Consider the following 22478-nt stretch of genomic DNA (forward strand, 5'->3'; position numbering starts at 1 on the left):
CCCTGCCTAGGCTCGTCCGGTGCCAGGAACCACCACCGCGGGGACGCGCGCGTTCCGGGTGACGCTGGCGGGCACGCTCGTGTCGTCGCTCGGCGCGGGCCTGACGATGCCCTACCTCTTCGTCTACCTGCACGACGTGCTCGGGGCGCCGCTCGCGATCGCCGGCGTCGTGGTCGCCGTGGGATCCGTGCTCGTCTCGTCTCGTCCGCGGTCGGCGGTCACCTCGGCGACCGCATCGGCCTCGGCCGGCTCGCCGGGTTCGGGCTGCTCGTGCAGGGCGGCGGGACCGGGCTGCTCGCCCTGGCCGGCTCGCCGGGGCCCGCCGCGGTCGGGGTCGCGCTGAACCTCATCGGGAACTCCGCCGTCTGGCCCTCCCTGAACGGGCTCGTCGCGGAGCAGGTGCCGCCCGAGCGTCGCTCCCGGGCGTACGCGTTGCGGTTCGGGCTGCTGAACGCCGGGATCGGGGTCGGCGGCCTGCTCTCCGGCTGGCTCGTGTCGATCGAGCGGCCGGCGAGCTTCCACCTCGTCTACGGGATCGACGCGACCACCACCGCCGCCTTCGCGCTGCTCGTGCTCATCGGGCTGCGGCGGGCCCCCGGCTACCTGCCCGGCGAGCGCCATCAGGAGGCGGGCCTCCGCGGCGGGTACCGGGAGGTGCTGCGCGACCGGGCGTTCGTCGGCTACCTGCTCGTCGCGCTGGCCCTCGGCGTCTTCGGCTACGCGCAGCTGAACGGCCCGTGGGCGTCGTTCGTGACGAGCGTCGGCGGCAGCACGACGCAGGTCGTCGGCTTCGCGTTCGCCGCGAACACGGCCGCGATCGTGCTCGTGCAGCTGACCGTCGAGCGGGTGACCCGGCGCGTGCGGCGCAGCCGACTGCTCGCGGCGACGGCGCTCGTATGGGCGCTCGGGTGGATGCTCACCGGCCTGGCGGCGCTCCCGGGGCTGCACGGCGTCGTCGCCGGGGTCGGGTTCGTGATCGCGCTCACCGTGTTCGGCGTGGGGGAGACGTTCTACAGCCCGGTCGGCGGCGGCGTGCCGAACGCGCTCGCACCGCCGCACCTCCGGGCCCGGTACAACGCGCTCGCCTCCGCGACGTGGCCGCTCGGCGGCTTCATCGGGCCGCCGCTCGCCGGCGTGCTGCTCGGCGGCGGCGTCCCGACCTCCTGGGTCGTCGTGATCGTGATGGGGATGCTCGGCACGGCGGCGGCCGCCCTCCTCCTCGGCCGCCGGCTCCCGGCGCACGTGGAGCGGCCGCCGGCCTGACCCCTCAGCCGGTCGGCAGCTCGAGCACGAAGCGGGCGCCGGGCGGCGTGCGGGCGTGCTCGGCGCGGACGCGGCCGCCCATCCGGGCCGCGAGCCGCGTCGCGATCGACAGGCCGAGCCCGGTGCCGACGGGCCGCGTCTCGCGGTAGCGCTCCCGGAGGAGCCCGCGCGTGAAGGCGTCGGCGAGGTCCTCGTCCGAGAGCCCGGGACCCGTGTCCTCGACGGCGACGCCGCCGACGTCCGCACCGCGCACGGCCTCGAGCAGCACCGAACCGCCGCCCGGCGTCGCCCGGAGCGCGTTCTCGACGAGTCCGTCGAGCACCTGGCGCACCCGGCGCGGGTCCGCCCGGACGGGCAGCGTCTGCTCGAAGCCCCGCGTGCTGAGCGTGATGTCAGCGGCCTCCGCCCGGGCCCGCCACGCCTCCACGGCGCTCGCCGCGATCGCGCCGAGCTCGACTTCCGCCGCGACGATCGAGAAGTCGTCCGCCTCCAGGCGGGCGAGCTCGAGCAGGTCCGCGGTGAAGCGTTCGACGCGCCCCGTCTCGGCGACGAGCACGCCGCCGACCTCCCGCACCCGGTCGCCGGTGACGAGACCGTCGGCGAGCGCCTCGCCGTAGCCGCGGAGCGCGGTGAGCGGGGTGCGGAGCTCGTGGGACACGGAGAGGAGGAATTCGCGCTGTCGGCCCTCGCTCTGCGCGAGGGCGAGGTCGAGCGCACGGAGGGCGTCGGCGACGTCGCCGACCTCGCCCGGGGCGTCCTCCGGCACCGCGACCCCGCGCTCGCCGCGGGCGAGGCGGCGCGCGGCGAGCGCGGTGGCCGTCAGCGGCCGGGCGATCCGCCGTGACAGCCAGACGGCGGCGGCCGCGGCGACCGCGAGCGCGACCACGAGCACGAGCAGGATGCGCCCGACCAGCGCCGCCGCCTCGCCGCTCAGCGCCCGCAGCGGACGGGTGAGCACGATTGCGCCGCCGTCGTCGGTCGCGCGCGCCTCGACCAGGACCGTCCGCCTCCGCACCTCCACCTCGGTGGAGACGTCGACGCCGGTCGCGGCCCGCGCGGCGGCGGCGCGCGTGGCCGCGAGCAGGCGCGCGCGCCGCGGTGCGGTCGAGAGGACGACGGCGCCGTCCGCGTCCGTCACCGTGAGCACCGAGCCGTCGAGTCCGGGGGTGATGCGCTGCAGCGCCCTCGGCGTGACGAGCCGGGCGGACTGCAGGGTGAGCAGGGACGCCTGCGCGGCGAGCTCCGCGCGCTGCTGGGTCGAGGCGGAGGCGCGCGCGAACTGGACGGTCGCGAGCCCGGCGGCGAGCGTGGTCGCCAGCACGAGCCCGAGCGACAGGGCGAGGATCCGCGCGGACAGCCCGCGCATCACTCGGCGACCGCGGCGTAGCCCACGCCCCGCGAGGTGCGGATCGGGCTCGCGTCCCCGAGCTTCGCGCGCACCTGCGCCACGTGGACGTCGACCGTGCGGCCGCCGCCGTAGTCCGCCTGGCCCCAGACGCTCGACAGGAGCTGCTCGCGGGTGAAGACGCGCCCGGGCGCGCTCATGAGCTTCGCGAGCAGGTCGAACTCCGTGGCCGTCAGCTCCACCGCCCGGCCGGCCGCGACGACGGTCCGCCGCGCCGGGTCGAGCTCGACGGCGCCGAGGACGATCGGCGCGCCGGTCGCGGGCAGGGCGGCGCGACGGAGGAGCCCGCGCACCCGGGCGACGAGCTCCCGCGGGGAGAACGGCTTCGTCAGGTAGTCGTCGCCGCCGAGCTCCAGGCCGAGCAGTCGATCGATCTCGTCGTCGCGGGCGGTGACGAACACGACGGGCGTCCAGTCGCCGCGGGCGCGCAGCGTCCGGCACACGTCGAGGCCGTCCCGGCCGGGCAGCCCGACGTCGAGCACGATCGCGACGGGCCGCAGGCGCTCGACCGCGGCGAGCGCGGCGTCGCCGTCCCGCTCGACGTGCACGCCGAATCCCGCGTCGGTCAGGTAGAGCCGCTCGAGGTCGGCGATCGCGCGCTCGTCCTCCGCGACGAGCACGAGCCCCTTGGCGTCCACGGCGGCCATTCAACCGCCACCTCGGACGGCGCGGGCGGAGGGCGAGAGCGCGCTTTACACGGCTCGAACATTCCCCGCACGTCGTCCGCGCACGGCGACCGCACACTCGATCCCGCTGCCGCACCGCGACGGCCCGAACCATCACCCCTCCACGAGGAGAAGCACCGTGCACAACCCGTTCCGCACCGCCCGTCGTCGGGCCGTTCTCATCGCCTCCGGCACCGCCGTGCTGCTCGCCGTCGGCGGCGGCGCGACCGCCGCGATGGCCGCCACCGCCGACGGTTCGCCGACCCCCTCCGCCACGCCCGCGGCCTGCGGCGTGCACCTGCGCGCCGAGCTGCGGGGCGCGATGCCCGCGCAGCTGAAGGCCGACCTCAAGAAGCTGCGGGCGGAGCCGAAGGGCGCCGCCCGCGCGGCCGAGCGCAAGGAGATCCGCCAGAAGGCTCTCGCCGGCGGCTACGGCGCCCGCGCGGAGCAGGTCGCCCGCGTCGTCGGCGGCGGGAAGGCCGCGCGGCAGGCGCTCGCGGCCGAGCTGCCCGCCTCCCTCCGCGCCGACCTGAAAACCCTGCGGGGCGAGCCGAAGGGCGCGGCCCGGCAGGCCGAGGCGAAGTCGATCGAGCAGAAGGCCCTCGCCGGCGACTACGGCACGACCATCCAGAACAACGTCAAGACCGTACAGGCGCGTTTCCAGGCGAAGTGCGAGGCGAAGCAGGGCTGACCGCGGCTCGCCGCGGCTGACCACGGCTGCCCGAAACCGCCCTGCTCCGACCGGGACCGCCCTGCTCCGCCCGGGACGGCCCTGCTCCGACCGGGACGGCCCGGGTCGCTGTTCACCGATACGGAGATCCGGTCGACGGATCTCCGTATCGGTGAACCTGCGGAGCCGGGGCCGGTGCGGCCGCCCAGCGCCGGATGGAAGCATGGCGGCGTGGTGGAGCGCGTCGTCGAGGTCGCCCGGCGGCTCGCGGAGGAGGTGCTCCTTCCGGACGCCGAGGCCGTCGACGCCGCGGACCGCGTGCCGGGGGCGCACCTCGCGGCCCTCGACGCCGCGGGGATCACCGGGCTCGCCGCCCGCGGGCCGAGCCTCGAGGTGCGCGTCGACGTGACCGCGGCGCTCGCCGGTGGGTGCCTCGCCACGGCCTTCGTCTGGCTGCAGCACCAGGGCGCGCTCGGGCCGGTCGCCGCGGCCCCCGGGCCGGTCTCGGCGTTCGCACCGGACCTCGCCGCCGGTCGGATCCGGGCCGGCGTCGTCATCACCGCCGTCCACGGCCCCGACCCGCTGCGGCTGTCGGGCCCTCCCGCGGCCCGACGGCTGAACGGCAGCGCGCGCTGGGTGTCGGCGTGGGGGCTCGCGGACGTGTTCCGGATCGCCGCCGTCGACGAGGACGGGTCGGTCGTGACCCTGCTCGCCGACGTCGGTCCGGGCATGCGGGCCGAGCCCGCGGGGCTCGTCGCCGCGAACGCGTCCGGGACCGTGACGCTCGCGTTCGACGACGTGCCGGTGGCGGAGGAGCGGATCATCGAGCGCGTGCGCCCGGAGTCGTGGGCCGCTGCGGACGCGGCCGGGCTCGCGGGCAACGGCGCGCTGGCGCTCGGCGTCGCCGGCCGGGCGGCGGTCGCGCTGCGGTCCGACGCGCTCGTCTCGGCCGTCGCGGCGGCGCGCGGGGCGCTGCTCGCTGCCGACGTCGCAGCGCTGCCGGCCGCCCGAGCCGCCTGCTCCGCGCTCGCCGTGCGCGCGGCGTCCGCGCTCGCCGTGCACGACGGCGGGAGCGGCGTGCTCCGCGGCTCGCGCTCGGACCGCCTGCTGCGGGAGGCGCACCTGCTGCTCGGATTCGGGTCGCGGCCCGCGATCCGCGCCGCGCTCCTCGACCGCCTCGGGGCCTGATCCGACGCGTGTCCCACCGGCTCGCTAGCCTCGAGCCGAGGCGCGGGGCCTCACGGCGAGGGGAGTCGCGGGCGTGCACCTGAAGAGCCTCACGCTCAAGGGCTTCAAGTCGTTCGCGCAGCCCACGACGTTCCGGTTCGAGCCGGGCGTCACCTGCATCGTCGGCCCGAACGGGTCCGGCAAGTCGAACGTCGTCGACGCGCTCGCGTGGGTGATGGGGGAGCAGGGCGCGAAGAACCTCCGCGGCGGCTCGATGGCGGACGTGATCTTCGCCGGCACCTCCACCCGCGGCCCGCTCGGCCGCGCCGAGGTCGTGCTGACCATCGACAACGCCGACGGCGCGCTGCCGATCGAGTACAGCGAGGTCGCGATCAGCCGCACCCTCTTCCGCGACGGGCGCAGCGAGTACGCGATCAACGGCGACGCGGTGCGCCTGCTCGACGTGCAGGAGCTGCTGTCCGACTCGGGCCTCGGCCGCGAGATGCACGTCATCGTCGGGCAGGGCCAGCTCGACGCCGTGCTCCGCGCGACGCCGGAGGAGCGCCGCGGCTTCATCGAGGAGGCCGCCGGCATCCTGAAGCACCGGCGGCGACGGGAGCGGACGCTGCGGAAGCTCGAGGCGATGCAGGCGAACCTCACGCGGCTCACCGACCTGAAGGACGAGCTCCAGCGGCAGCTGAAGCCGCTCGGCGCGCAGGCGGAGATCGCGCGGGAGGCGGCCGGCATCCAGGCCGCGGTGCGGGCGTCGCGGACGGCGCTGCTCGCGCTCGACGCGGCGCGGCTCGCGGAGTCCGTCGACCGGCTGGCCGCCGAGCAGGACGAGCTCCGGACGGCGCGGCACATCGCGGAGGACGCGGAGCGCACGCTCGAGGCGCGGACCGGCGTGCTCGAGCGGGAGGCGGCCGGCGACGCGCTCGACGCGCTCCGCCGCACCGCCCTCGAGCTCGAGGGGGCGCAGGCGCGGTTCCGGGCCCTCGCGCAGACCGCGGCGACCCGCGTCGCGCTGCTCGCTCCGGAGGACGTGCCCGCCGCGGCCGCCGGCCCGTCGTCCGCGGAGCGCCACGACGCGGTGGCCGCGATCGCCGCGCTCGAGCAGCGCGTCGTGGCGGTCGAGGCCGAGCGCGTCGAGGCGCAGGCGGCCGTCGCCGATGCGCAGCGGCGCCTCGACGAGGTGGACCGGGGCATCGCCGCCGACGCCGCCCGGGTCGCGGCGTTCGACCGGGGGATCGCGGCGCTCGAGCGGGACGCGGCCGCCGCGGCCTCCCGGGCGACCGCGGCGGAGGCGGAGGCCTCCCGTCGAGCGGCGGCGGTCGAGGCGGCGACGGCCCGCGCCGAGCGCGCCGCCGCCGAGCTGGCGGCGCTGCCCGCGCCGGCGGAGGACGGCGCGGACGACGGCGACGACGGGAGCGCGGCCGAGCTGACCGAGGCGACCGCCGCCGCCGACGCGGCCCGGACGGCGCTGCACGCGCTCGAGCGCGAGCAGAGCGCCGTCGACGCCCGCCTCGCAGCGCTGCGGGCGGCGACCGCGGCGCCGCCGGCGGTCGCGGACGTGCTCGGTGCGCTGCCGGGCGCGGGCCGGCTGCAGGACCTCCTCGACATCGATCCCGCGTGGCGCACCGCGGTGGGCGCCGTGCTCGGGCCCCTGCTCGACGCCGCCGTCGTGGACGATCCGGCCGACGCGGCGGAGGCGGTTCGCGCGCTCGGCGCGGTCGACCTGGTGGCCCGCGGCCACGAGCCTCCCGTCCGCCTCGACACGCGGATCGGCGTCCCGGCCGTCGACGTCGTCCGGGCGCCCGCGGGCGTGCTCGCGCTGCTCCGAGGCGTCGTGCTCGTCCGCGACCGCGACGAGGCGGCCGCCGCGGTGGCCGGGTCCGACCTCGTCGCCGTCACCGTCGCCGGCGAGCTCGTCACCGCCGTCCGGCTCCGCACGGCGGGCTCGGCGACGAGCGGGGTCGAGCTCGCGGCGGAGCGCGACGCCGCGGCCGCCGACGCGGCGCGACTCGCGGTCGAGGTGGCCGCGGCGCGGGACCGGCTCCAGGCCGCGAAGGCGGCGCAGCAGGCCGCTCGCACCGCGCAGGAGGCGGCCGAGCGCCGGGAACGCGAGCGGACGGCTGCGGCCCGCGCCGACGAGCGGCGGCGCGCCGGCGCCCTCGCGGCCGCGGATGCGGCGTCCGCCGAGCTCGCGCGGGCGACCGCCCAGGCCGCGGAGGCCGCGACGCGCAGGGACGAGACCGCCGCTGCGCGGGCCGTGAGCGCGGACGCGGTCGCGGCGGCGCGGGCAGGGGAGCGGCCCGCCGTCGACGGCGCCGCTCGCGTCCCGGTCGCGGAGGCGCTCGACGCGGCGCGCGAGGCCGCCGTCGCGGCGCGGTTCGAGGCGGAGACGCTGACGGAGCGCCTCCGCGCCGAGCGCGCCCGGCTGACGGCCCTCGAGGATCGGGCCCGAGCGGCCGAGCGCGCCGCCGAGCAGGCGGCCCGCCGCGCCGCCGCGCGGACGCTCCAGCGGGAGGCGGCGGAGGCCGTGCTCGGCGAGCTGCCGGCATGGCAGGCCTCCGTCGACGCGGCGGTGACGGAGGCGCGCACCGGCCTCGCGATCGCGGAACGGGAGCGGGCCGAGCAGAGCGCCGAGCTGCGCGCGGCCCGTTCCCGGCTCGCGACCGCCCGGGCGGAGGTCGGCGACCTCGACCGCCGCGCGCGCGACCTCGACATGCGCGCCTACGAGCAGCAGGTCTCGCTGCAGACGGTCCGGGACCGGGCGCTCGGCGACCTCGGGCTCGACGCCGAGGCCCTCGCCGCCGCCGCGGCCCCGGACCTCGACCGGCAGGAGGAGGAGCGGCGCCTCGCCGCCGCGGAGCGCCGCCTCGCCCGGCTCGGCCGCGTGAACCCGCTCGCGCTCGAGGAGTTCGCGGCGCTGGAGCAGCGGCACGCGTTCCTCGGCGAGCAGCTCGCCGACCTCCACCGCACCCGCGCGGACCTGCTGAAGATCGTCGACGACCTCGACCGGCGGATGCACGAGATCTTCTCCGCCGCCTACGCGGACACCGAGGCCGCGTTCGAGCGCATCTTCCCGGTGCTGTTCCCCGGCGGCTCCGGACGGCTGAGCCTCACGGAGGACGGGTCCGGGCAGCGCGGCGAGGAGCCGGGCGTCGAGGTCGCCGTCCGGCCCGCCGGCAAGCGGATCGAGCGGCTGTCGCTGCTGTCGGGCGGCGAGCGGTCGCTCGCGGCCGTCGCGTTCCTGCTCGCGATCTTCACCGCTCGGCCGAGCCCGTTCTACATCCTCGACGAGGTGGAGGCGGCGCTCGACGACGCGAACCTCGGCCGGCTGCTCGAGGTCGTCTCGTCGCTCCGCGACGCGTCGCAGCTGATCCTCATCACCCACCAGAAGCGCACGATGGAGATCGCGGACGCGCTCTACGGCGTCTCGATGCGCCAGGACGGCGTCTCGACGGTCATCGGCCAGCGGCTCGCGGCCCGGTCCTGACGGGCGGGGCGGTGGAGTTCCCACCGCGCCCGCCGTCTGCGCGGGGCCGATGCGGGGTGGCCCAGCGCGCTGACGGCGGCCGCGGCGAGCAGTCGTTCGAGCTGTTGCGGAACCGACCATGCGGTCGCTCCCACTCGGGTAGCGGCTGTACGACAAATGTATTGCGACGCGCGTTAAGCGCCTATCCCCATTCCGGGTTTCATTTCCGCATGAATTCCCCGTGATCGATTCGAGATCGACGGCGGAATCGAATGCGTCAGGTGCCGCGCGCGAACGCGGCCGCCCTGGCGACCTGCGCGCGGGTGAGTCGGACCCCGGTGTAGCGCTCGAACTGCAGGGCCGCCTGGAGCGCGTGGACCTCCGCACCGGTCACGACGTGCAGCTCGGCGGCGCGGGCCGCGTGGACCAGCGGCGTGTCGACGGGGACGGCGACGACGTCGAGCACCGCGCGGGCGCCGCGGATCAGGTCGGGGTCGAAGGCCAGCACGTCCTCGTCGGCACCGGTCATGCCGAGCGGGGTCACGTTCACGAGCAGGTCGGCGGCGTCGGGTTCGACGTCGCTGAAGCGGTGCCCGTCGCGCGCGGCGATGGCGGCGCCCTCCGTGCGGTTCCGCGCCCAGATCGTCGTCCGCCGGAAGCCGGCGCGGGCGAAGGCGGAGGAGACCGCCGACGCCATGCTGCCGCTGCCGCGGATCACCGCCCGCTGGTCGGGGTCCAGGCCGTGCTGGACGAGGAGCGACGCGACCGCTTCGACATCCGTGTTCGCACCCGTCAGCCGGCCGCCGTCGTTCACCACGGTGTTGACCGCCCCGATGTCGCGGGCCGAGTCCTCCAGCCCGTCGAGGAGCGGGATGATCGCGGACTTGAACGGCATCGACACCGAGCAGCCCCGGATGCCGAGGGCGCGCACGCCGCGAACGGCGCCCTCGAGGTCGGTCGTGGTGAACGCCTTGTAGAGGAAATCGAGCCCGAGTTCCGCGTAGAGCGAATTGTGGAATCGCGTCCCGAGATCGCTCGGGCGTCCCGCGAGGGAGATGCAGACGCGGGTGTCCTTGTTCAGGTCGGGCCGCTCCGCCATCGGGCTACTCCTCGTCGTCGGGCCGGAACGCCGCGCCCACCGCGGCGATGTCGTGGCCGCCGAAGCCCTGCTCCGACGCGTCGGCGTAGAGGTCGACGAGGGCGTCGATCAGCGTGGTCGGTACGTTCGCGGCCCGGTCGGCGTCGCGGATCAGGCGGAGGTCCTTCAGCAGGCCGTCGAGCGCGAACTGCGGGTCCTCCGTGCGGTTCTCGACGATCGCGGCGCCCTTGGTCTGCAGGTAGGGGCTGTCCGCGGCGCCGCCCGAGACGGTCTCCAGGAACTGCGACGGCTGCAGCCCGAACGCGGCCGCCTGCGCGATCGCGAAGGCCGTCCCGGCCGTGATCGTCCCGACCCACGAGTTCGCGACGAGCTTCATGGCGCTCGCCGGTCCCGCCTCGTCGCCGAGCCAGACGGTCTTGCCGCCGATCGCGTCGAACACCGGCTGCACCACGTCGCGCGTGACCGCGGGGCCGGAGGCGAGCACGGTGAGCTTCCCGGTCTCCGCGGGCTGCTTCGTGCCGACCACCGGGGCGTCGTAGAACGGGACGCCGTGCGGCTTCGCCAGCGCCGCCAGCCGTGCGATCCCGTCCCGGCCGACGGTGCTCGACTGCACCCAGACCGTCCCGGCGTCGAAGGCCGGCAGAGCACGCTCCATCACCTCGGCGACGGACGCCTCGTCGAAGAGCATCGACACGACGACGTGCGCGCCGCGCACCGCCTCCTCGAGCGACTCGGCGACGGTCGCGCCGTCCCCGGCGAGCGGGGCGGCCTTCTCGGGGTGGCGGTTCCAGACCGTGACGGGCAGACCGGCGCGCAGGAGGGAGTGGGCCATCCCCACGCCCATGGTCCCGGTCCCGAGCAGGGCGACTGAGGGGGTGAACGGCATCGCAGGTCCTTCCGGTTCGGCGCGACGACGCTAGCCCCGGCATCCCGGGTGCGGGCAGGGAGGGCGCGGCCCCGTAGCCTTGGTCCCCGTGGCGGGATTCGGTGCACGGCTGCGGAACCTCTTCGGGACCGTGCGGACCATCGACGAGGACACCTGGGACGACCTCGAGGCGGCGATGATCGGCGCCGACTTCGGTCCGGACATCACCGAGTCGATGCTGACGGACCTCCGTGAGAAGGTCGACCGCTTCCACACCACCGACCCGCGCGACCTGCAGCGGATGCTGCGGGAGGACGTGGAGGAGCGGCTCGCCGGGTTCGACCCGACGCTGAAGCTGTCCGCCCGGCCCGCCGTCGTGCTCATCGTCGGCGTGAACGGCGTCGGCAAGACGACGACGATCGGCAAGTTCGCGAAGTTCGTCGGCAACTACGGCCGCAGCGTCGTCGTCGGTGCGGCGGACACGTTCCGCGCCGCCGCCGTCGAGCAGGTCGCGACCTGGGCGGAGCGGGCCGGTGCCGCGGTCGTGCGGCCGCAGCACCCGGGGCAGGACCCGGCCTCCGTCGCCTACCAGACCATCGAGTACGCGCAGCGGACCGGGACCGAGATCGTCCTCATCGACACCGCCGGCCGGCTGCACACCAAGGGCGGGCTGATGGACGAGCTCGGCAAGGTGAAGCGCGTCGTCGAGAAGCTCACCCCGATCGCGGAGGTGCTGCTCGTGCTCGACGCGACCACCGGGCAGAACGGCGTCATGCAGGCGCAGGCGTTCATCGAGTCCGCGGGGGTGACCGGCCTCGTGATCACGAAGCTCGACGGGTCGGCGAAGGGCGGCTTCGTCCTCCGGGTGCAGGACGAGACCGGCATCCCGATCAAGCTCATCGGTCAGGGCGAGCGCATCCAGGACCTCACCGGCTTCACCCCGCACGTCTTCGCGCAGGGCCTCGTCGGCTGATCCCGTTCACGGATACGGAGATCCGCGGCGCGAAGCGTCCCGGATCTCCGTATCCGTGAACCGTCAGCCCGCGCGGTAGGCGCGGGCGAGGTCGCGGTAGGTCTGCGCGTTCCGCCGGATCCGGTCGACCTCCGCGTCCTCCAGCTCCCGCCGGACCTTCGCCGGCACCCCGGCGACGAGCGAGCGCGGCGGCACCGTCGAGCCCTCGAGCACGACCGCGCCGCCCGCGACGAGCGATCCGGCGCCGATCTCCGCGCCGTTCAGGACGGTCGCATTCATCCCGACCAGGCAGTCGTCGCCGATGACGCAGCCATGCACGACTGCGCCGTGCCCGACGCTCACGCCGGCGCCGAGCAGCGCGGGGGAGCCGGGGTCGGCGTGCACGACCACGTTGTCCTGCAGGTTGCTGCCGCGTCCCAGCACGATGCGGTCGCGGTCGGCGCGGAGGACCGCCCCGAACATCACGACCCCGTCCGCCTCCACGACCACGTCGCCGATCAGGGTCGCGGTCGGGGCGAGGTACGCGGAGGGATGGACGCGGGGGAGCACGCCTCCGAAGGGCAGGATCGTCGCCATGCGCCTCAGCCTCGCGCATCCCCGCCTCTGCGCGGCTGTTCCGCCCGCCGGTGCAGGCGGAACAGCCGCGGAGGGGCGGAGCAGGGTCAGCCGACCGCCTGAGCGAAGCCGAGCGTCGGGTCGGCGAGGTGCTGCAGGCCCTCCGGCAGCGCGCGGCCCTTCGCGGCCATCGACTGCGCGTAGAGCCGGCCGGCGCGGTACGACGAGCGCACGAGCGGCCCGGCGAGCACCCCGAGGAAGCCGATCTCCTCCGCCGCGACCTTGAAGTCCTCGAACTCCGCCGGCGTCACCCAGCGCGCGACCGGCAGGTGCCGGGGCGTCGGGCGCAGGTACTGCGTCAGCGTGATGATGTCGGTGCCGGCCGAGTGGAGGTCCTCCAGCGCCTGCAGCACCTCGTCGGCCGTCTCGCCCATGCCGAGGATCAGGTTCGACTTGGTGACGAGGCCCGCGTCGCGCGCCTGCGTCAGCACGCCGAGCGAGCGCTCGTAGCGGAACGCCGGGCGGATGCGCTTGAAGATGCGCGGCACGGTCTCGACGTTGTGCGCGAAGACCTCGGGGCGGGACGAGAACACCTCCCCGAGCAGGTCCGGGTTGCCGGAGAAGTCGGTCGCGAGGATCTCGACGCCCGTGCCCGGGTTCTGGCGGTGGATCTCCCGCACGGTCTCGGCGTGCAGCCACGCGCCCTCGTCGGGCAGATCGTCGCGAGCGACGCCCGTGACGGTCGCGTAGCGGAGGCGCATCTGCGTCACCGACTCGGCGACGCGGCGCGGCTCGTCGCGGTCGTAGTCCGCGGGCTTCCCGGTGTCGATCTGGCAGAAGTCGCACCGCCGCGTGCACTGGGAGCCGCCGATGAGGAACGTCGCCTCGCGGTCCTCCCAGCACTCGGAGATGTTCGGGCAGCCGGCCTCCTGGCACACCGTGTGCAGGCCCTCGTCCTTGACGAGGTTCCGCAGCGCCTGGAACTCCGGGCCCTGCTTCAGCGTCGTGCGGATCCACTCGGGCTTGCGCTCGATCGGGGTCGCGGCGTTGCGCGCCTCGAGGCGCAGCATCCGGCGGTGCCCGGCCTGCGCGGCCTCCTGCTCGGGGCTGAGCCCGGTGGAGGGGAGGCGGACGACCTTGGGCGTCGCGAGGTCGGTCATGCGGCCACCTTCGTGCTGTCGGTGCGGTGCGCGAGGCCGAGGACGCCGTCGCGGAAGTGCTGGAGGACGATCGGCGCCGCGTCGGCGGGCGTGATCGTGCGGCCGGTGAGGGCCGACAGGGTGGTGACGCCGGCGTCGCGGATGCCGCACGCGACGATCCGGTCGTACGGCGCGAGGTCGTTGCTGCAGTTCAGGGCGAACCCGTGCATGGTGACGCCCTGCTCGACGCGGAGGCCGATGGCGCCGATCTTGTCCCAGTCGTCGCCGCTCTTGACCCAGACTCCGCTGCGGCCCTCGACGCGCTCGCCGTGCACGCCGAAGCGGGCCGCGACGTCGATCATCATCGCCTCGAGGTCGCGGACGAACGCGACGACCTCGTGCCGGTCCGGCAGCGTGAGGATCGGGTAGCCGGTCAGCTGGCCCGGCCCGTGCCACGTGATCTTGCCGCCGCGGTCCACGTCGACCACCGGCGTCCCGTCGACCGGGCGTTCGTCCGGCGCGGTCCGCTTGCCGGCCGTGAAGACTGCCTCGTGCTCGCAGAGGATCAGGGAGTCCGGTCGCGTGCCGGCGACGACCTCCGCGTGGACGCGGCGCTGCAGCGCCCACCCCTCGTGGTAGTCGAGCAGGTCCGGCGCGAGGCTCGTGAGCGCGACGTCGATCACGAGCGCAACCCTACGTCGCGCCGGGGACGCCTCCGGCAGGATGACGGAGATGCGCATCGCCGACCTCCGCCCGCCCGAGACCGCGACGGTCCGCGCGGCGCTCGATCTCGCCGTCCGCTACCTGACCCCGGCGCTCGCGGCCCACAGCATCCGCAGCTGGTACTGGGCCGCCGGCTTCGCGGAGGTACAGGGCCTGCGGCCGGACCGGGAGTTGCTCGCGGTCGCCGCGCTGCTGCACGACCTGGGGCTCGCGGAGGAGTTCGACGCGGTCCGGACGCCGTACGAGATCGGCGGCGGCCACGTCGCCGCGGTGTTCGGCGCGGGGGCGGGGTGGTCGCGCGACCTGCAGCAGCGGCTCGTCGAGGTGATCGAGCGCCACAACTGGCCCGAGGTCGACCCCGGGCTCGACGTCGAGGGGCACCTGCTCGAGATCGCGACCGGCCTCGACATCTCCGGCGCGCGGCCGGACGCGCTGCCCCGCGAGTACCTGCTCGAGGTGCTGGAGGCGTACCCGCGCGGCGCCCTCGCGACCGACTTCGGCGACCGCGTCGCCGAGCGGGCCGAGCGGAAGCCGACCTCCCAGGCCGCACGGCTGGTCGCGGGCGGGCTCCGGCAGAAGCTGGCCGCCAACCCCCTCGAGTCCCTCTAGCTCGTTTCACCGATCAGGACGAGTCGGCCGACACGCCGCACCTCCGAGACCGACCGGCGGCGTGTCGCTCGTTCCGTCCTGATCCGTGCAACGTCAGGGGAGAAGGGACTCGAGCCGCTCGACCGTCTCCGCGTCGAGCGGGCGCTCGAGCGCCTCGTGCACCGGATCCCAGTCCGCCTTCGCGCGCGGCGTCGCGACCGTGGAGGCGACCGCCTCGGTCGCGAGCAGCCAGCCGAGCGCCAGGCCCTCGAGCGACAGCTCCAGGCCGCGGGCGAGGTCGCGGAGCGCGACGAGGGTCTCGAGCGCCGGGTCGACCGGGGTGTCCCGCGGGGCGCCGAAGCGGATCGCCTCGGCCGTGCGCTCCTCGGCGGCGACGTGCCGGTCGGTGAGTCGTCCGGCGCCGAGCGGAGCACCGGCGAGCAGCGCCACGCCCTCGCCGACGGCGAGCGGTGCGAGGTCCCGGAGGGCGTCCCGCTCGAGCAGGTTCAGCCGCACCCGGACGAACGCGGGTCGGGGGAGCGCGGCCCGGTCGGCCTCGGCGAGGAGCGTCTCGAGCGCCCACGCGTCCACGTCGCCCGCGCCCCAGGCGCGCAGCCGACCGTCCTCGACCGCACCGGCGAGCGCCTGGAGGGTGTCCTCGAGCGGCGTCTCCGCGTCCGCGCCGCGCAGCCAGCCGAGGTCCACGCGGCCGAGTCGGCGCACCGCCGCGGCGACGTGCCCGTCGATGCGCGCGGGGGAGAGGTCCGTGCCGCGGCCCTGCCCGACGACGGCGCCGAGCCCGGAGAGCACGACGACGCCCTCCGGCTGCCGCTCCTCGAGCCAGCGACCGGCAGCCGACTCGGCGCCTCCGGTGCCGTCCGCGGCGTCGAGCGCGCGGATGCCGGCCTCCCACCCCTCGTCGAGCAGGTCGACCGCCCGCGCGACCGGGGTCGGCAGCGGCGCGGATCCCATGGTGAGGGCGGTCAGGTCGAGCCCGGCGACGGCGGTGGTGCGCATCGCAGCGACGGTAGCGGCGTCGGCGGCCCGCGCTTCACTGGGGCCGTGGACCTCGCCTCGCTCCCCGACCGGCTCGAACGGATCTCCGCGGGCTACGCCGCCCGCGAGGGCTTCGCCCGCGACGACGACTGGTTCCTGCTGAAGCTCGTCGAGGAGCTGGGCGAGCTGACGCAGGTGCAGCTCGCGCGCACCGGACGCGGCAAGGACCGCGGGTGGGACGCCGAGGAGGTCGAGCGCCGGACGGCCGAGGAGGTCGCCGACGTGCTCGGCCACGTCCTGCTGCTCGCCCGCCGGCACGGCGTCGACGTCGAGGCGGCGATGGAGGCGAAGTGGCTGCAATGGGAGCGGCTCCATCCCTCGACGACGGAGGACCCGGCGCTGCTCTGAGTGGACGATCGAGGCGACGCGGGGCGGACCGCGGCAGGATCGCGGCATGCGGATCCTGGTGCTCGGCGGCACGGCGTGGCTCGGCGGCGCGACCGCGGCGGAGGCCGTCGCCCGCGGGCACGAGGTGGTCTGCCTCGCCCGCGGCGAGGCCGGCGCCGTCCCGGAGGGCGCGCGCCTGATCCGCGCCGACCGCGACCGGCCGGACGCGTACGCCGAGGCCGGCGGGCGCTGGGACGCGGTGCTCGACGTCGCCCGGCACCCCGGCCACGTCCGCGGCGCGATCGAGGCCCTCGACGCCGGGCGGTACCTCTTCGTGTCGACCGGCAACGTCTACGTCGACACGAGCACGCGCCACGGCGACGAGTCCCTCCCGCTCCTCCCGCCGCTCGAGGGCGACCGGATGGCGTCGATGGAGGACTACGGGTCGGCGAAGGTCGCGTGCGAGGCCGCGGTGCTGGCGGCGTTCGGCGACCGGGCGCTCGTCGCGCGGGCGGGGCTGATCGGCGGACCGGGCGACACCTCCGGGCGCTCCGGCTACTGGCCCTGGCGGTTCGCGCACCCGAGCGGCGACGCGGTGCTCGTGCCCGACGCGCCGCAGCGATCGACGGAGCTGATCGACATCCGCGACCTCGCGGCCTGGCTCGTGCGGTGCGCGGAGGACGGGACGGGCGGCGTGTTCGATGCCGTCGGCCGGGAGGTGCCGCTCGCCGAGCACCTCGCGGCCGCCGGCCGGGCCGCCGACTCCGCTGCCGCGGTGGTCGCGGCGCCGGAGGCGTGGCTCGCCGAGCAGGGCGTCGTGGAGTGGGCCGGCCCGCGCAGCCTGCCGCTCTGGCTCGCGGCCCCGGACTGGCAGGGGTTCACGTCGCGCAGCGGCGAGCGGGCGCGCGCCGCCGGCCTCGTCCACCGCCCGCTCGACGAGACCCTGCGCGACGTGCTTGCCTGGGAGGAGACCCGGCCGGAGCATCCCCACGGCGCGGGCCTCGCGGACGAGGAGGAGCGCGAGCTCCTCCGCCTCCTCGCCGGCGCCTGAAACGACCCGCCCGGCGTCGGCGCCGCCGGTAGAATCCCGGACCTATGGCCACCTTCGGATCCCTGTCGGATCGACTCACCGCCGCGCTCGCCAACCTGCGCAGCAAGGGCGTGCTCACGGCGAGCGACGTCGACGGCACGGTCCGCGAGATCCGGCGGGCGCTCCTCGACGCCGACGTGAACCTCGACGTGGTGAAGCAGTTCACCGCGAGCGTCCGCGAGCGGGCGCTCGGCGCCGACGTCAACAAGGCGCTGAACCCGGCCCAGCAGGTCGTGCAGATCGTCAACGAGGAGCTCATCGGCATCCTCGGCGGCCAGCAGCGCCGACTCGAGTTCGCCAAGCAGCCGCCGACCGTGATCATGCTCGCCGGCCTCCAGGGCGCGGGCAAGACGACGCTCGCGGGCAAGCTCGCGAAGTGGCTCGAGAACGACGGCCACACCCCGCTGCTCGTCGCGGCGGACCTCCAGCGGCCGAACGCGGTGCAGCAGCTGCAGATCGTCGGCGAGCAGGCGGGCGCCACCGTCTTCGCGCCGGAGCCCGGCAACGGCGTCGGCGACCCGGTGCGCGTCGCGAAGGACGCCGTCCGCTACGCCCGCGACAAGCAGCACGACGTCGTCATCATCGACACCGCGGGCCGCACCGGCGTGGACGCGGAGCTGATGAAGCAGGCCGCGAACGTCCGGAAGGCGACGGACCCGGACGAGGTCCTGTTCGTCATCGACGCGATGATCGGTCAGGACGCGGTCGCCACCGCGAAGGCGTTCCAGGACGGTGTCGACTTCACCGGCGTCGTGCTCACGAAGCTCGACGGCGACGCCCGCGGCGGCGCGGCGCTCTCGGTGGCCTCCGTGACCGGCCGCCCGATCGTGTTCGCGTCCACGGGTGAGAAGCTCGAGGACTTCGAGCCGTTCCACCCGGACCGCATGGCGAGCCGCATCCTCGACCTCGGCGACATCCTCACGCTCATCGAGCAGGCGCAGGCCACGTTCGACGAGCAGGAGGCGATGGAGCTCGCGGAGAAGATCGCGACCTCCCAGTTCACGCTCGAGGACTTCCTCAAGCAGATGCAGCAGCTGCGCAACCGCGGCGGCCTGATGAAGATGATCGGCATGCTGCCGGGCGCCCGGCAGATGCGGGAGCAGCTCGACCAGTTCGACGAGCGCGAGATCGTCCGGACGGAGGCGATCATCCAGTCGATGACGCCGGCCGAGCGGAAGAACCCGAAGCTGCTGAACGGCTCCCGCCGCCTCCGCATCGCCCGCGGTTCGGGCATGACCGTGACGGACGTGAACCAGCTCGTGCAGCGGTTCGACCAGGCCGCGAAGATGATGAAGACCGTCGCGCGCGGCGGCGTCCCGCAGATCCCCGGCATGGGCCCGGTGGGCTACGGCGGCGGCCGCAAGCAGGTGGCGCAGAAGAAGAAGGGCTCGAAGTCGGGCAACCCGGCGAAGCGCGCCGCGGAGAACGCGGCGCTCGCCGAGGGCCGCTCGGTGAAGCCGCAGACCGCGGGCGGCGCGGGCTTCGGCCTCGGCGGCGGCGCGCAGGGCGGCGCCGGCCAGCCGAGCCCGGAGGACCTCGAGCAGCTCCAGAAGCTCCTCGGCCGCTGACCGAGCACGTCAACAGGAAGTCCCGAGCACGACAGCAGGAACGAGACGCTTCGGCAGGAACCAGGCGGCTCCTCCTTCCTGCTGAAGCGACTGGTTCCTGCTCATGTGCTCGCCCGTAGGGTCGGGCCGATGGAACTCATGCCGGACGTCCTCGACCTCCTCCGTTCCGCGAGCATCTGCTACCTTGCGACGACGATGCCCGACGGGTCGCCGCAGGTGACCCAGGTGTGGGTCGACACCGACGGCGAGGACGTCCTGATCAACACGGTGGAGGGGCACCAGAAGCTCCGCAACGTGCGCCGCGACCCGCGCGTCGCGCTGACCGTCTCGGATCCCGCCCGGCCCACCGACTACGTGCAGATCCGCGGGGAGGTCCGCGAGATCACCACGGAGGGCGCTCGGGAGCACATCGACGACGTGTCCCAGAAGTACCTCGGCAAGCCGTACCCGCACTTCGGCGGCGGCGGCCAGCGTGTGCTGCTCCGCATCGCGCCGCGCCGGGTCTCGAGCCCGCGCGGCTGATCCCATGCCGTCACCGCGGGAGGACCGCTGACCGCGGTCAGCGCACGAGCCGTCGGTCGGGCGCCGGACGCTCGCCGGCCGGGTCGCTGCGCAGGATGTCGACGCTGAGCAGCAGTACCCAGGCGGGGAACAGCAGCTCCAACCACGGCGTCAGCCCGGCGGCGACCAGCAGGGTGGCCGCGACCGCGATGCCGAGCCACCCGACCCATCGGGAGGCGACCCGCGTCCGCAGCGCGATCGTCGCGGTGCTCATGGTGAACACCGCGGCCATGCGCATCGCGTACTCCTGCAGCAGCAGCCCGACGACCTGCCGCCCCAGGGCGAGCAGCGCGGGGCCGGGAGGGGCGCCCGATCGCAGCGACTCGTCCGCGACGAGGCCGCCCGCGACGGCCGCCGCCGTGAAGAGGATCGCGACGAACAGCAGGCCGCTGCCGAGGAACACGGAGGCGAAGAACCGGTCCTCCCGCACGCCGACCCGGTCGCGCACGACGCCGATGAACCAGAGGAACGCGATGCCCGCGAACGGGACGAGGCTCAACGCCACGGTCAGCGTGCCTCGCCGCGGGGAGTCGGTGAGCCAGGCGCCGACCGACGCGGGATCCTCCGGCGACGAGAGCGTGATCAGCGTCAGCGCGGTGGCGAGCAGCAGCGAGAACACGATGCCGGCGACGGAGGCCGCGCGCGGCGTGCGCAGTCGTCGACCGGTGATCGCCACCGTCGATGCCGGCACGGCCGCCTCCGTCCTCCGCTCCCGCGCGGATCAGGGGGTGACGATGGCGAAGTCCGGATCCGGCGTGCTGAGCGCCGCCGTCAGCCGGCGGAGCGCCGACGCGTCCCCCTCGATCGCGACGCCCGCAGCGGCGAGGCCGGCGGGATCGACGGCTCCGGTGGCGAGGACCGGCAGCGCCGAGCGGGGGAGGGAGACGACGGCGTCGGCGTCCGTCGTCTGCACTGCGGACGTGACGGTGAGCGCGCCGTTGCGGAGGGTCAGCCGGTAGCGCGCGGCCGCGTCGACGAGCACGACGTCCAGCGCGAGCCGCTCGTCCCAGCAGCGCGGTCCGTCGATCCGGAACGCCAGGGTGTCGAAGAGCTGCTCCGGGGTCAGCTGCGCCAGCACGTCCGGGGACACCGGGGTGACGGGGGTGCCGAACGCGCCGTGGCGCAGCTCGTGCGCGCCGGAGAGGTACGCGCACCGCCAGGTGCCGTTCTCCGAGCCGTAGCCCAGCTGCTCGTACGTGTCGGCGAGCAGGTCCCGGGCCGCCCGATGATCGGGCTCGGCGAAGACGACGTGGTTCAGCACCTCCGCCGCCCAGCGGAGGTCCCCGGCGTCGAACGATCCGCGAGCCCTGCGGACCACGGCGTCCGCGCCGCCCATGAAGTCGACGTACCGGCGCGCCGCTTCCGTCGGCGGGTGCGGCCACAGGTGCGCCGGATTGCCGTCGTACCAGCCCATGTAGCGCTGGAAGACGGCCTTCACGTTGTGGCTGACGGAGCCGTAGTAGCCGCGCGCGTGCCAGGCACGCTCCAGCGCCGGCGGCAGCACCAGCACCTCGGCGATCTCGTCCCCGGTCAGCCCCTGGTTGAGCAGCCGCACCGTCTGGTCGTGCAGGTAGGCGTAGAGGTCGCGCTGCAGGGTCAGGAACTCGATCGCCCGGTCGCGGCCCCACGTCGGCCAGTGGTGGGACGCGAAGACGACGTCGACGTCCCCGCCGAACAGGTCGATCGCCTCCGTGAGGTAGCCGGCCCAGGCGTGCGCGTCGCGCACCTCCGCGCCGCGGATCGTGAGGATGTTGTGCAGCACGTGCGTGGCGTTCTCCGCCATGCACAGGGCGCGCCGGTCCGGGAAGGCGATGTGCATCTCGGCGGGCGCCTCGCTGCCGGGGGCCAGCTGGAAGACCATCCGGACCCCGTCGACCGTCTCCTCCTGGCCGGTCGCGGTCACCTGCAGCGTGGGCGGGATGATGCCGAACGTGCCGGTCGAGGTGGTCTGGCCGAGCCCGGCGCCGACCTGCCCCCGCGGCCCCCGGGGGAGCGCGGCCCCGTACATGTACCCGGCCCGGCGGGCCATCGCGGTTCCGGCCGAGACGTTCTCGCTGACCGCGTGCTCGATGAACCCCGCCGGCGCCAGGATCGGGACTCGGCCCGCGTCGACGTCCTCCTGCCGGACCACGCCCCGGACGCCGCCGAAGTGGTCCGCGTGGCTGTGCGTGTAGATCACACCGGTGACCGGACGGTCGCCCCGCACCTGCCGGTAGAGGCCGAGCGCCGCCGCCGCGGTCTCGGCGGAGATGAGCGGGTCGAGCACGACGACGCCGCGGTCGCCCTCGATGAACGACACGTTCGACAGGTCGAGACCGCGCACCTGGAGGATGCCCGGCGCCACCTCGAACAGACCCTGGATCGCATTCAGCTCCGACTGGCGCCAGAGGCTCGGATGGACGGTCTCCGGCGCCTCGCCCTCGAGGAAGTCGTAGGCGTCGCCGTCCCACACCACCCGTTCGCCGGCGCGGACGACGCCCGGCCGCAGCGCGGCGAGGAAGCCCCGGCGGGCGTCCTCGAAGTCCTGCTGGTCCGAGAAGGGCAGCGACGCGAGGAGCCGCCGGTGCTCGGCCGCGACGGCGGCCGACGCGGGCTTCTGATCCAGTTCCGTCATGTGCGCGGTGCTCATCGCGCGCTCCCCTCCTCGGCGGCGACCCCCGCTCCGGGGCGCGCTCGCAGTCAAGGCGGGCGGCGGCAGGACGGGATCACCCGGATCGGGTGGCTCCCGCTCGCCCTCCGCATCCGGGGCGGCGGATCACCGATTCCGGGTGAGTCGCGACGACGTGGGCCGGAGGAGTCTCGGGGCCCTCGGCAGCAGGGAGCGGGCGATGAGCGGGGCGACCATCGGCGGCGACGACCACTCGGCGCGGACGGTCGATCCGCGGAAGGCCGCGGCGGTCGTCGACGTCTTCGTCTACATCGTGGTGCTGAACCTGTTCGTCGAGTACGTGCCCGCCGTGATCAGCGAGTCCTTCACGATCACCGTCGTCACCGCGGTGCTGCTGAAGGCCGTCCTCGAGGTCGTGGTGGTCGTCAAGAACCGGGTGCGACGGCTGTTCCGCCGCGCGGCAGGGCCCGTGCGGAAGGCGGCGGCCGGCCTCCTGCTCTGGGGCGTGCTGATCGGCAGCAAGTTCCTGGTCCTCGAGCTGGTCGCTCTGGTGCTCGGCACGCGGGTGAGCCTCGGCGGCTTCCTGCCGGTGACGCTGCTGATCATCACCCTGCTGCTGTGCCGGGCCGGCGTGCGGCGCCTCCTCCGCTGAGCAAACCCGATCGGCGAGGCGGCTCA

The 22478-nt window shown here is 75.2% G+C and carries 22 protein-coding genes; 12 read left to right on the forward strand and 10 right to left on the reverse strand.

The features are described 5' to 3' along the window. Positions 1-19: 19 nt before the first annotated feature. Together CLV52_RS18885 and CLV52_RS18890 are read left to right on the forward strand one after the other, a co-directional pair. A complete protein-coding gene (locus CLV52_RS18885; protein ID WP_246018046.1) occupies positions 20-343 on the forward strand; it encodes a hypothetical protein in 324 nt (107 codons plus the stop codon). Beyond that, positions 235-1263, forward strand: coding sequence for an MFS transporter (locus CLV52_RS18890; RefSeq protein WP_246018040.1), 1029 nt, complete (start codon positions 235-237; stop codon positions 1261-1263). The genes CLV52_RS18885 and CLV52_RS18890 overlap by 109 nt, the downstream gene beginning before the upstream one ends. Positions 1264-1267: 4 nt before the next feature. Here the strand turns inward: CLV52_RS18890 and CLV52_RS07360 are convergent, their stop codons facing one another. Both CLV52_RS07360 and CLV52_RS07365 read right to left on the reverse strand, forming a co-directional pair. After that, positions 1268-2629 (reverse strand): sensor histidine kinase, encoded by a 1362-nt coding sequence (locus CLV52_RS07360; protein ID WP_133765575.1) that lies wholly within the window; start codon positions 2627-2629, stop codon positions 1268-1270. After that, positions 2629-3315: a response regulator transcription factor gene (locus tag CLV52_RS07365; RefSeq protein ID WP_133765576.1), complete on the reverse strand. Its 687-nt coding sequence runs from the start codon at positions 3313-3315 to the stop codon at positions 2629-2631. The genes CLV52_RS07360 and CLV52_RS07365 overlap by 1 nt, the downstream gene beginning before the upstream one ends. Positions 3316-3472: 157 nt before the next feature. On the opposite strand from CLV52_RS07365, the gene CLV52_RS07370 reads away from it, so the two are divergent. The 3 genes from CLV52_RS07370 (at position 3473) to smc (ending at position 8669) form a co-directional block, all read left to right on the forward strand. Continuing rightward, positions 3473-4024, forward strand: coding sequence for a hypothetical protein (locus tag CLV52_RS07370; RefSeq protein WP_133765577.1), 552 nt, complete (start codon positions 3473-3475; stop codon positions 4022-4024). A 210-nt stretch (positions 4025-4234) separates the two neighbouring features. Beyond that, positions 4235-5191 (forward strand): acyl-CoA/acyl-ACP dehydrogenase, encoded by a 957-nt coding sequence (locus CLV52_RS07375; protein WP_133765578.1) that lies wholly within the window; start codon positions 4235-4237, stop codon positions 5189-5191. Positions 5192-5264: 73 nt separating this feature from the next. Further along, on the forward strand, positions 5265-8669 hold the full coding sequence (smc, locus tag CLV52_RS07380; RefSeq protein WP_133765579.1) for a chromosome segregation protein SMC: 3405 nt from the start codon (positions 5265-5267) through the stop codon (positions 8667-8669). Between the two features lie 256 nt (positions 8670-8925). On the opposite strand, the gene CLV52_RS07385 is transcribed toward smc, so the two are convergent. Then, on the reverse strand, positions 8926-9747 hold the full coding sequence (locus CLV52_RS07385; protein WP_133765580.1) for a shikimate 5-dehydrogenase: 822 nt from the start codon (positions 9745-9747) through the stop codon (positions 8926-8928). A gap of 4 nt (positions 9748-9751) precedes the next feature. Further along, complete coding sequence (locus CLV52_RS07390; protein ID WP_133765581.1) at positions 9752-10633, reverse strand: NAD(P)-dependent oxidoreductase; 882 nt, start codon at positions 10631-10633, stop codon at positions 9752-9754. A gap of 88 nt (positions 10634-10721) precedes the next feature. Between CLV52_RS07390 and ftsY the strand changes: the two genes are divergently transcribed. Then, complete coding sequence (ftsY, locus tag CLV52_RS07395) at positions 10722-11585, forward strand: signal recognition particle-docking protein FtsY (protein WP_246018003.1); 864 nt, start codon at positions 10722-10724, stop codon at positions 11583-11585. 63 nt (positions 11586-11648) lie between these two features. Here the strand turns inward: ftsY and CLV52_RS07400 are convergent, their stop codons facing one another. The 3 genes from CLV52_RS07400 to lipB all read right to left on the reverse strand — a co-directional run bounded on the left by CLV52_RS07400 (position 11649) and on the right by lipB (position 14019). Next, entirely contained in the window at positions 11649-12161 is a 513-nt protein-coding gene (locus tag CLV52_RS07400) for a gamma carbonic anhydrase family protein (protein WP_133765583.1), read from the reverse strand. Between the two features lie 86 nt (positions 12162-12247). Further along, the gene (gene lipA / locus CLV52_RS07405) at positions 12248-13300 is read right to left on the reverse strand and encodes a lipoyl synthase (protein ID WP_211342622.1); all 1053 of its coding nucleotides are present in this window, start codon (positions 13298-13300) and stop codon (positions 12248-12250) included. Next, entirely contained in the window at positions 13297-14019 is a 723-nt protein-coding gene (lipB, locus tag CLV52_RS07410; RefSeq protein WP_211342623.1) for a lipoyl(octanoyl) transferase LipB, read from the reverse strand. Before lipB ends, lipA begins: the two co-directional genes overlap by 4 nt. On the opposite strand from lipB, the gene CLV52_RS07415 reads away from it, so the two are divergent. After that, positions 14012-14611: an HD domain-containing protein gene (locus tag CLV52_RS07415; protein WP_133765584.1), complete on the forward strand. Its 600-nt coding sequence runs from the start codon at positions 14012-14014 to the stop codon at positions 14609-14611. The genes lipB and CLV52_RS07415 overlap by 8 nt on opposite strands. 93 nt (positions 14612-14704) lie before the next feature. On the opposite strand, the gene CLV52_RS07420 is transcribed toward CLV52_RS07415, so the two are convergent. Next, entirely contained in the window at positions 14705-15607 is a 903-nt protein-coding gene (locus tag CLV52_RS07420) for an aldo/keto reductase (protein WP_133765585.1), read from the reverse strand. A gap of 45 nt (positions 15608-15652) precedes the next feature. Between CLV52_RS07420 and CLV52_RS07425 the strand changes: the two genes are divergently transcribed. The 4 genes from CLV52_RS07425 to CLV52_RS07440 all read left to right on the forward strand — a co-directional run bounded on the left by CLV52_RS07425 (position 15653) and on the right by CLV52_RS07440 (position 19153). Next, positions 15653-15994, forward strand: a complete 342-nt coding sequence (locus CLV52_RS07425) for a nucleoside triphosphate pyrophosphohydrolase family protein (RefSeq protein WP_133765586.1) — start codon at positions 15653-15655, stop codon at positions 15992-15994. A gap of 46 nt (positions 15995-16040) precedes the next feature. After that, a complete protein-coding gene (locus tag CLV52_RS07430; protein WP_133765587.1) occupies positions 16041-17024 on the forward strand; it encodes an NAD-dependent epimerase/dehydratase family protein in 984 nt (327 codons plus the stop codon). Positions 17025-17068: 44 nt separating this feature from the next. Further along, positions 17069-18631, forward strand: coding sequence for a signal recognition particle protein (gene ffh / locus CLV52_RS07435; RefSeq protein ID WP_133765588.1), 1563 nt, complete (start codon positions 17069-17071; stop codon positions 18629-18631). Between the two features lie 129 nt (positions 18632-18760). Beyond that, a complete protein-coding gene (locus CLV52_RS07440) occupies positions 18761-19153 on the forward strand; it encodes a PPOX class F420-dependent oxidoreductase (RefSeq protein WP_133765589.1) in 393 nt (130 codons plus the stop codon). Positions 19154-19190: 37 nt separating this feature from the next. On the opposite strand, the gene CLV52_RS07445 is transcribed toward CLV52_RS07440, so the two are convergent. Together CLV52_RS07445 and CLV52_RS07450 are read right to left on the reverse strand one after the other, a co-directional pair. Further along, a complete protein-coding gene (locus tag CLV52_RS07445) occupies positions 19191-19883 on the reverse strand; it encodes a hypothetical protein (RefSeq protein WP_211342624.1) in 693 nt (230 codons plus the stop codon). A gap of 30 nt (positions 19884-19913) precedes the next feature. After that, the gene (locus CLV52_RS07450; RefSeq protein ID WP_246018004.1) at positions 19914-21821 is read right to left on the reverse strand and encodes an alkyl/aryl-sulfatase; all 1908 of its coding nucleotides are present in this window, start codon (positions 21819-21821) and stop codon (positions 19914-19916) included. 199 nt (positions 21822-22020) lie between these two features. Between CLV52_RS07450 and CLV52_RS07455 the strand changes: the two genes are divergently transcribed. Further along, positions 22021-22452, forward strand: coding sequence for a hypothetical protein (locus CLV52_RS07455; RefSeq protein WP_133765591.1), 432 nt, complete (start codon positions 22021-22023; stop codon positions 22450-22452). Positions 22453-22478: the final 26 nt, after the last annotated feature.

Origin of the sequence: Amnibacterium kyonggiense, from assembly GCF_004364555.1 — a bacterium.
Classification (GTDB): Bacteria; Actinomycetota; Actinomycetes; order Actinomycetales; family Microbacteriaceae; genus Amnibacterium; species Amnibacterium kyonggiense.

Coding starts and splice junctions, on each gene's coding strand:
- CLV52_RS07360 (WP_133765575.1), bottom strand. CDS start 2,629: ATGCGCGGGCTGTCCGCGCGGATCCTCGCCCTGTCGCTCGGGCTCGTG.
- CLV52_RS07365 (WP_133765576.1), bottom strand. CDS start 3,315: ATGGCCGCCGTGGACGCCAAGGGGCTCGTGCTCGTCGCGGAGGACGAG.
- CLV52_RS07385 (WP_133765580.1), bottom strand. CDS start 9,747: ATGGCGGAGCGGCCCGACCTGAACAAGGACACCCGCGTCTGCATCTCC.
- CLV52_RS07390 (WP_133765581.1), bottom strand. CDS start 10,633: ATGCCGTTCACCCCCTCAGTCGCCCTGCTCGGGACCGGGACCATGGGC.
- CLV52_RS07400 (WP_133765583.1), bottom strand. CDS start 12,161: ATGGCGACGATCCTGCCCTTCGGAGGCGTGCTCCCCCGCGTCCATCCC.
- lipA (WP_211342622.1), bottom strand. CDS start 13,300: ATGACCGACCTCGCGACGCCCAAGGTCGTCCGCCTCCCCTCCACCGGG.
- CLV52_RS07415 (WP_133765584.1), top strand. CDS start 14,012: ATGCGCATCGCCGACCTCCGCCCGCCCGAGACCGCGACGGTCCGCGCG.
- lipB (WP_211342623.1), bottom strand. CDS start 14,019: ATGCGCATCTCCGTCATCCTGCCGGAGGCGTCCCCGGCGCGACGTAGG.
- CLV52_RS07420 (WP_133765585.1), bottom strand. CDS start 15,607: ATGCGCACCACCGCCGTCGCCGGGCTCGACCTGACCGCCCTCACCATG.
- CLV52_RS07430 (WP_133765587.1), top strand. CDS start 16,041: ATGCGGATCCTGGTGCTCGGCGGCACGGCGTGGCTCGGCGGCGCGACC.
- ffh (WP_133765588.1), top strand. CDS start 17,069: ATGGCCACCTTCGGATCCCTGTCGGATCGACTCACCGCCGCGCTCGCC.
- CLV52_RS07440 (WP_133765589.1), top strand. CDS start 18,761: ATGGAACTCATGCCGGACGTCCTCGACCTCCTCCGTTCCGCGAGCATC.
- CLV52_RS07450 (WP_246018004.1), bottom strand. CDS start 21,821: ATGAGCACCGCGCACATGACGGAACTGGATCAGAAGCCCGCGTCGGCC.
- CLV52_RS07455 (WP_133765591.1), top strand. CDS start 22,021: ATGAGCGGGGCGACCATCGGCGGCGACGACCACTCGGCGCGGACGGTC.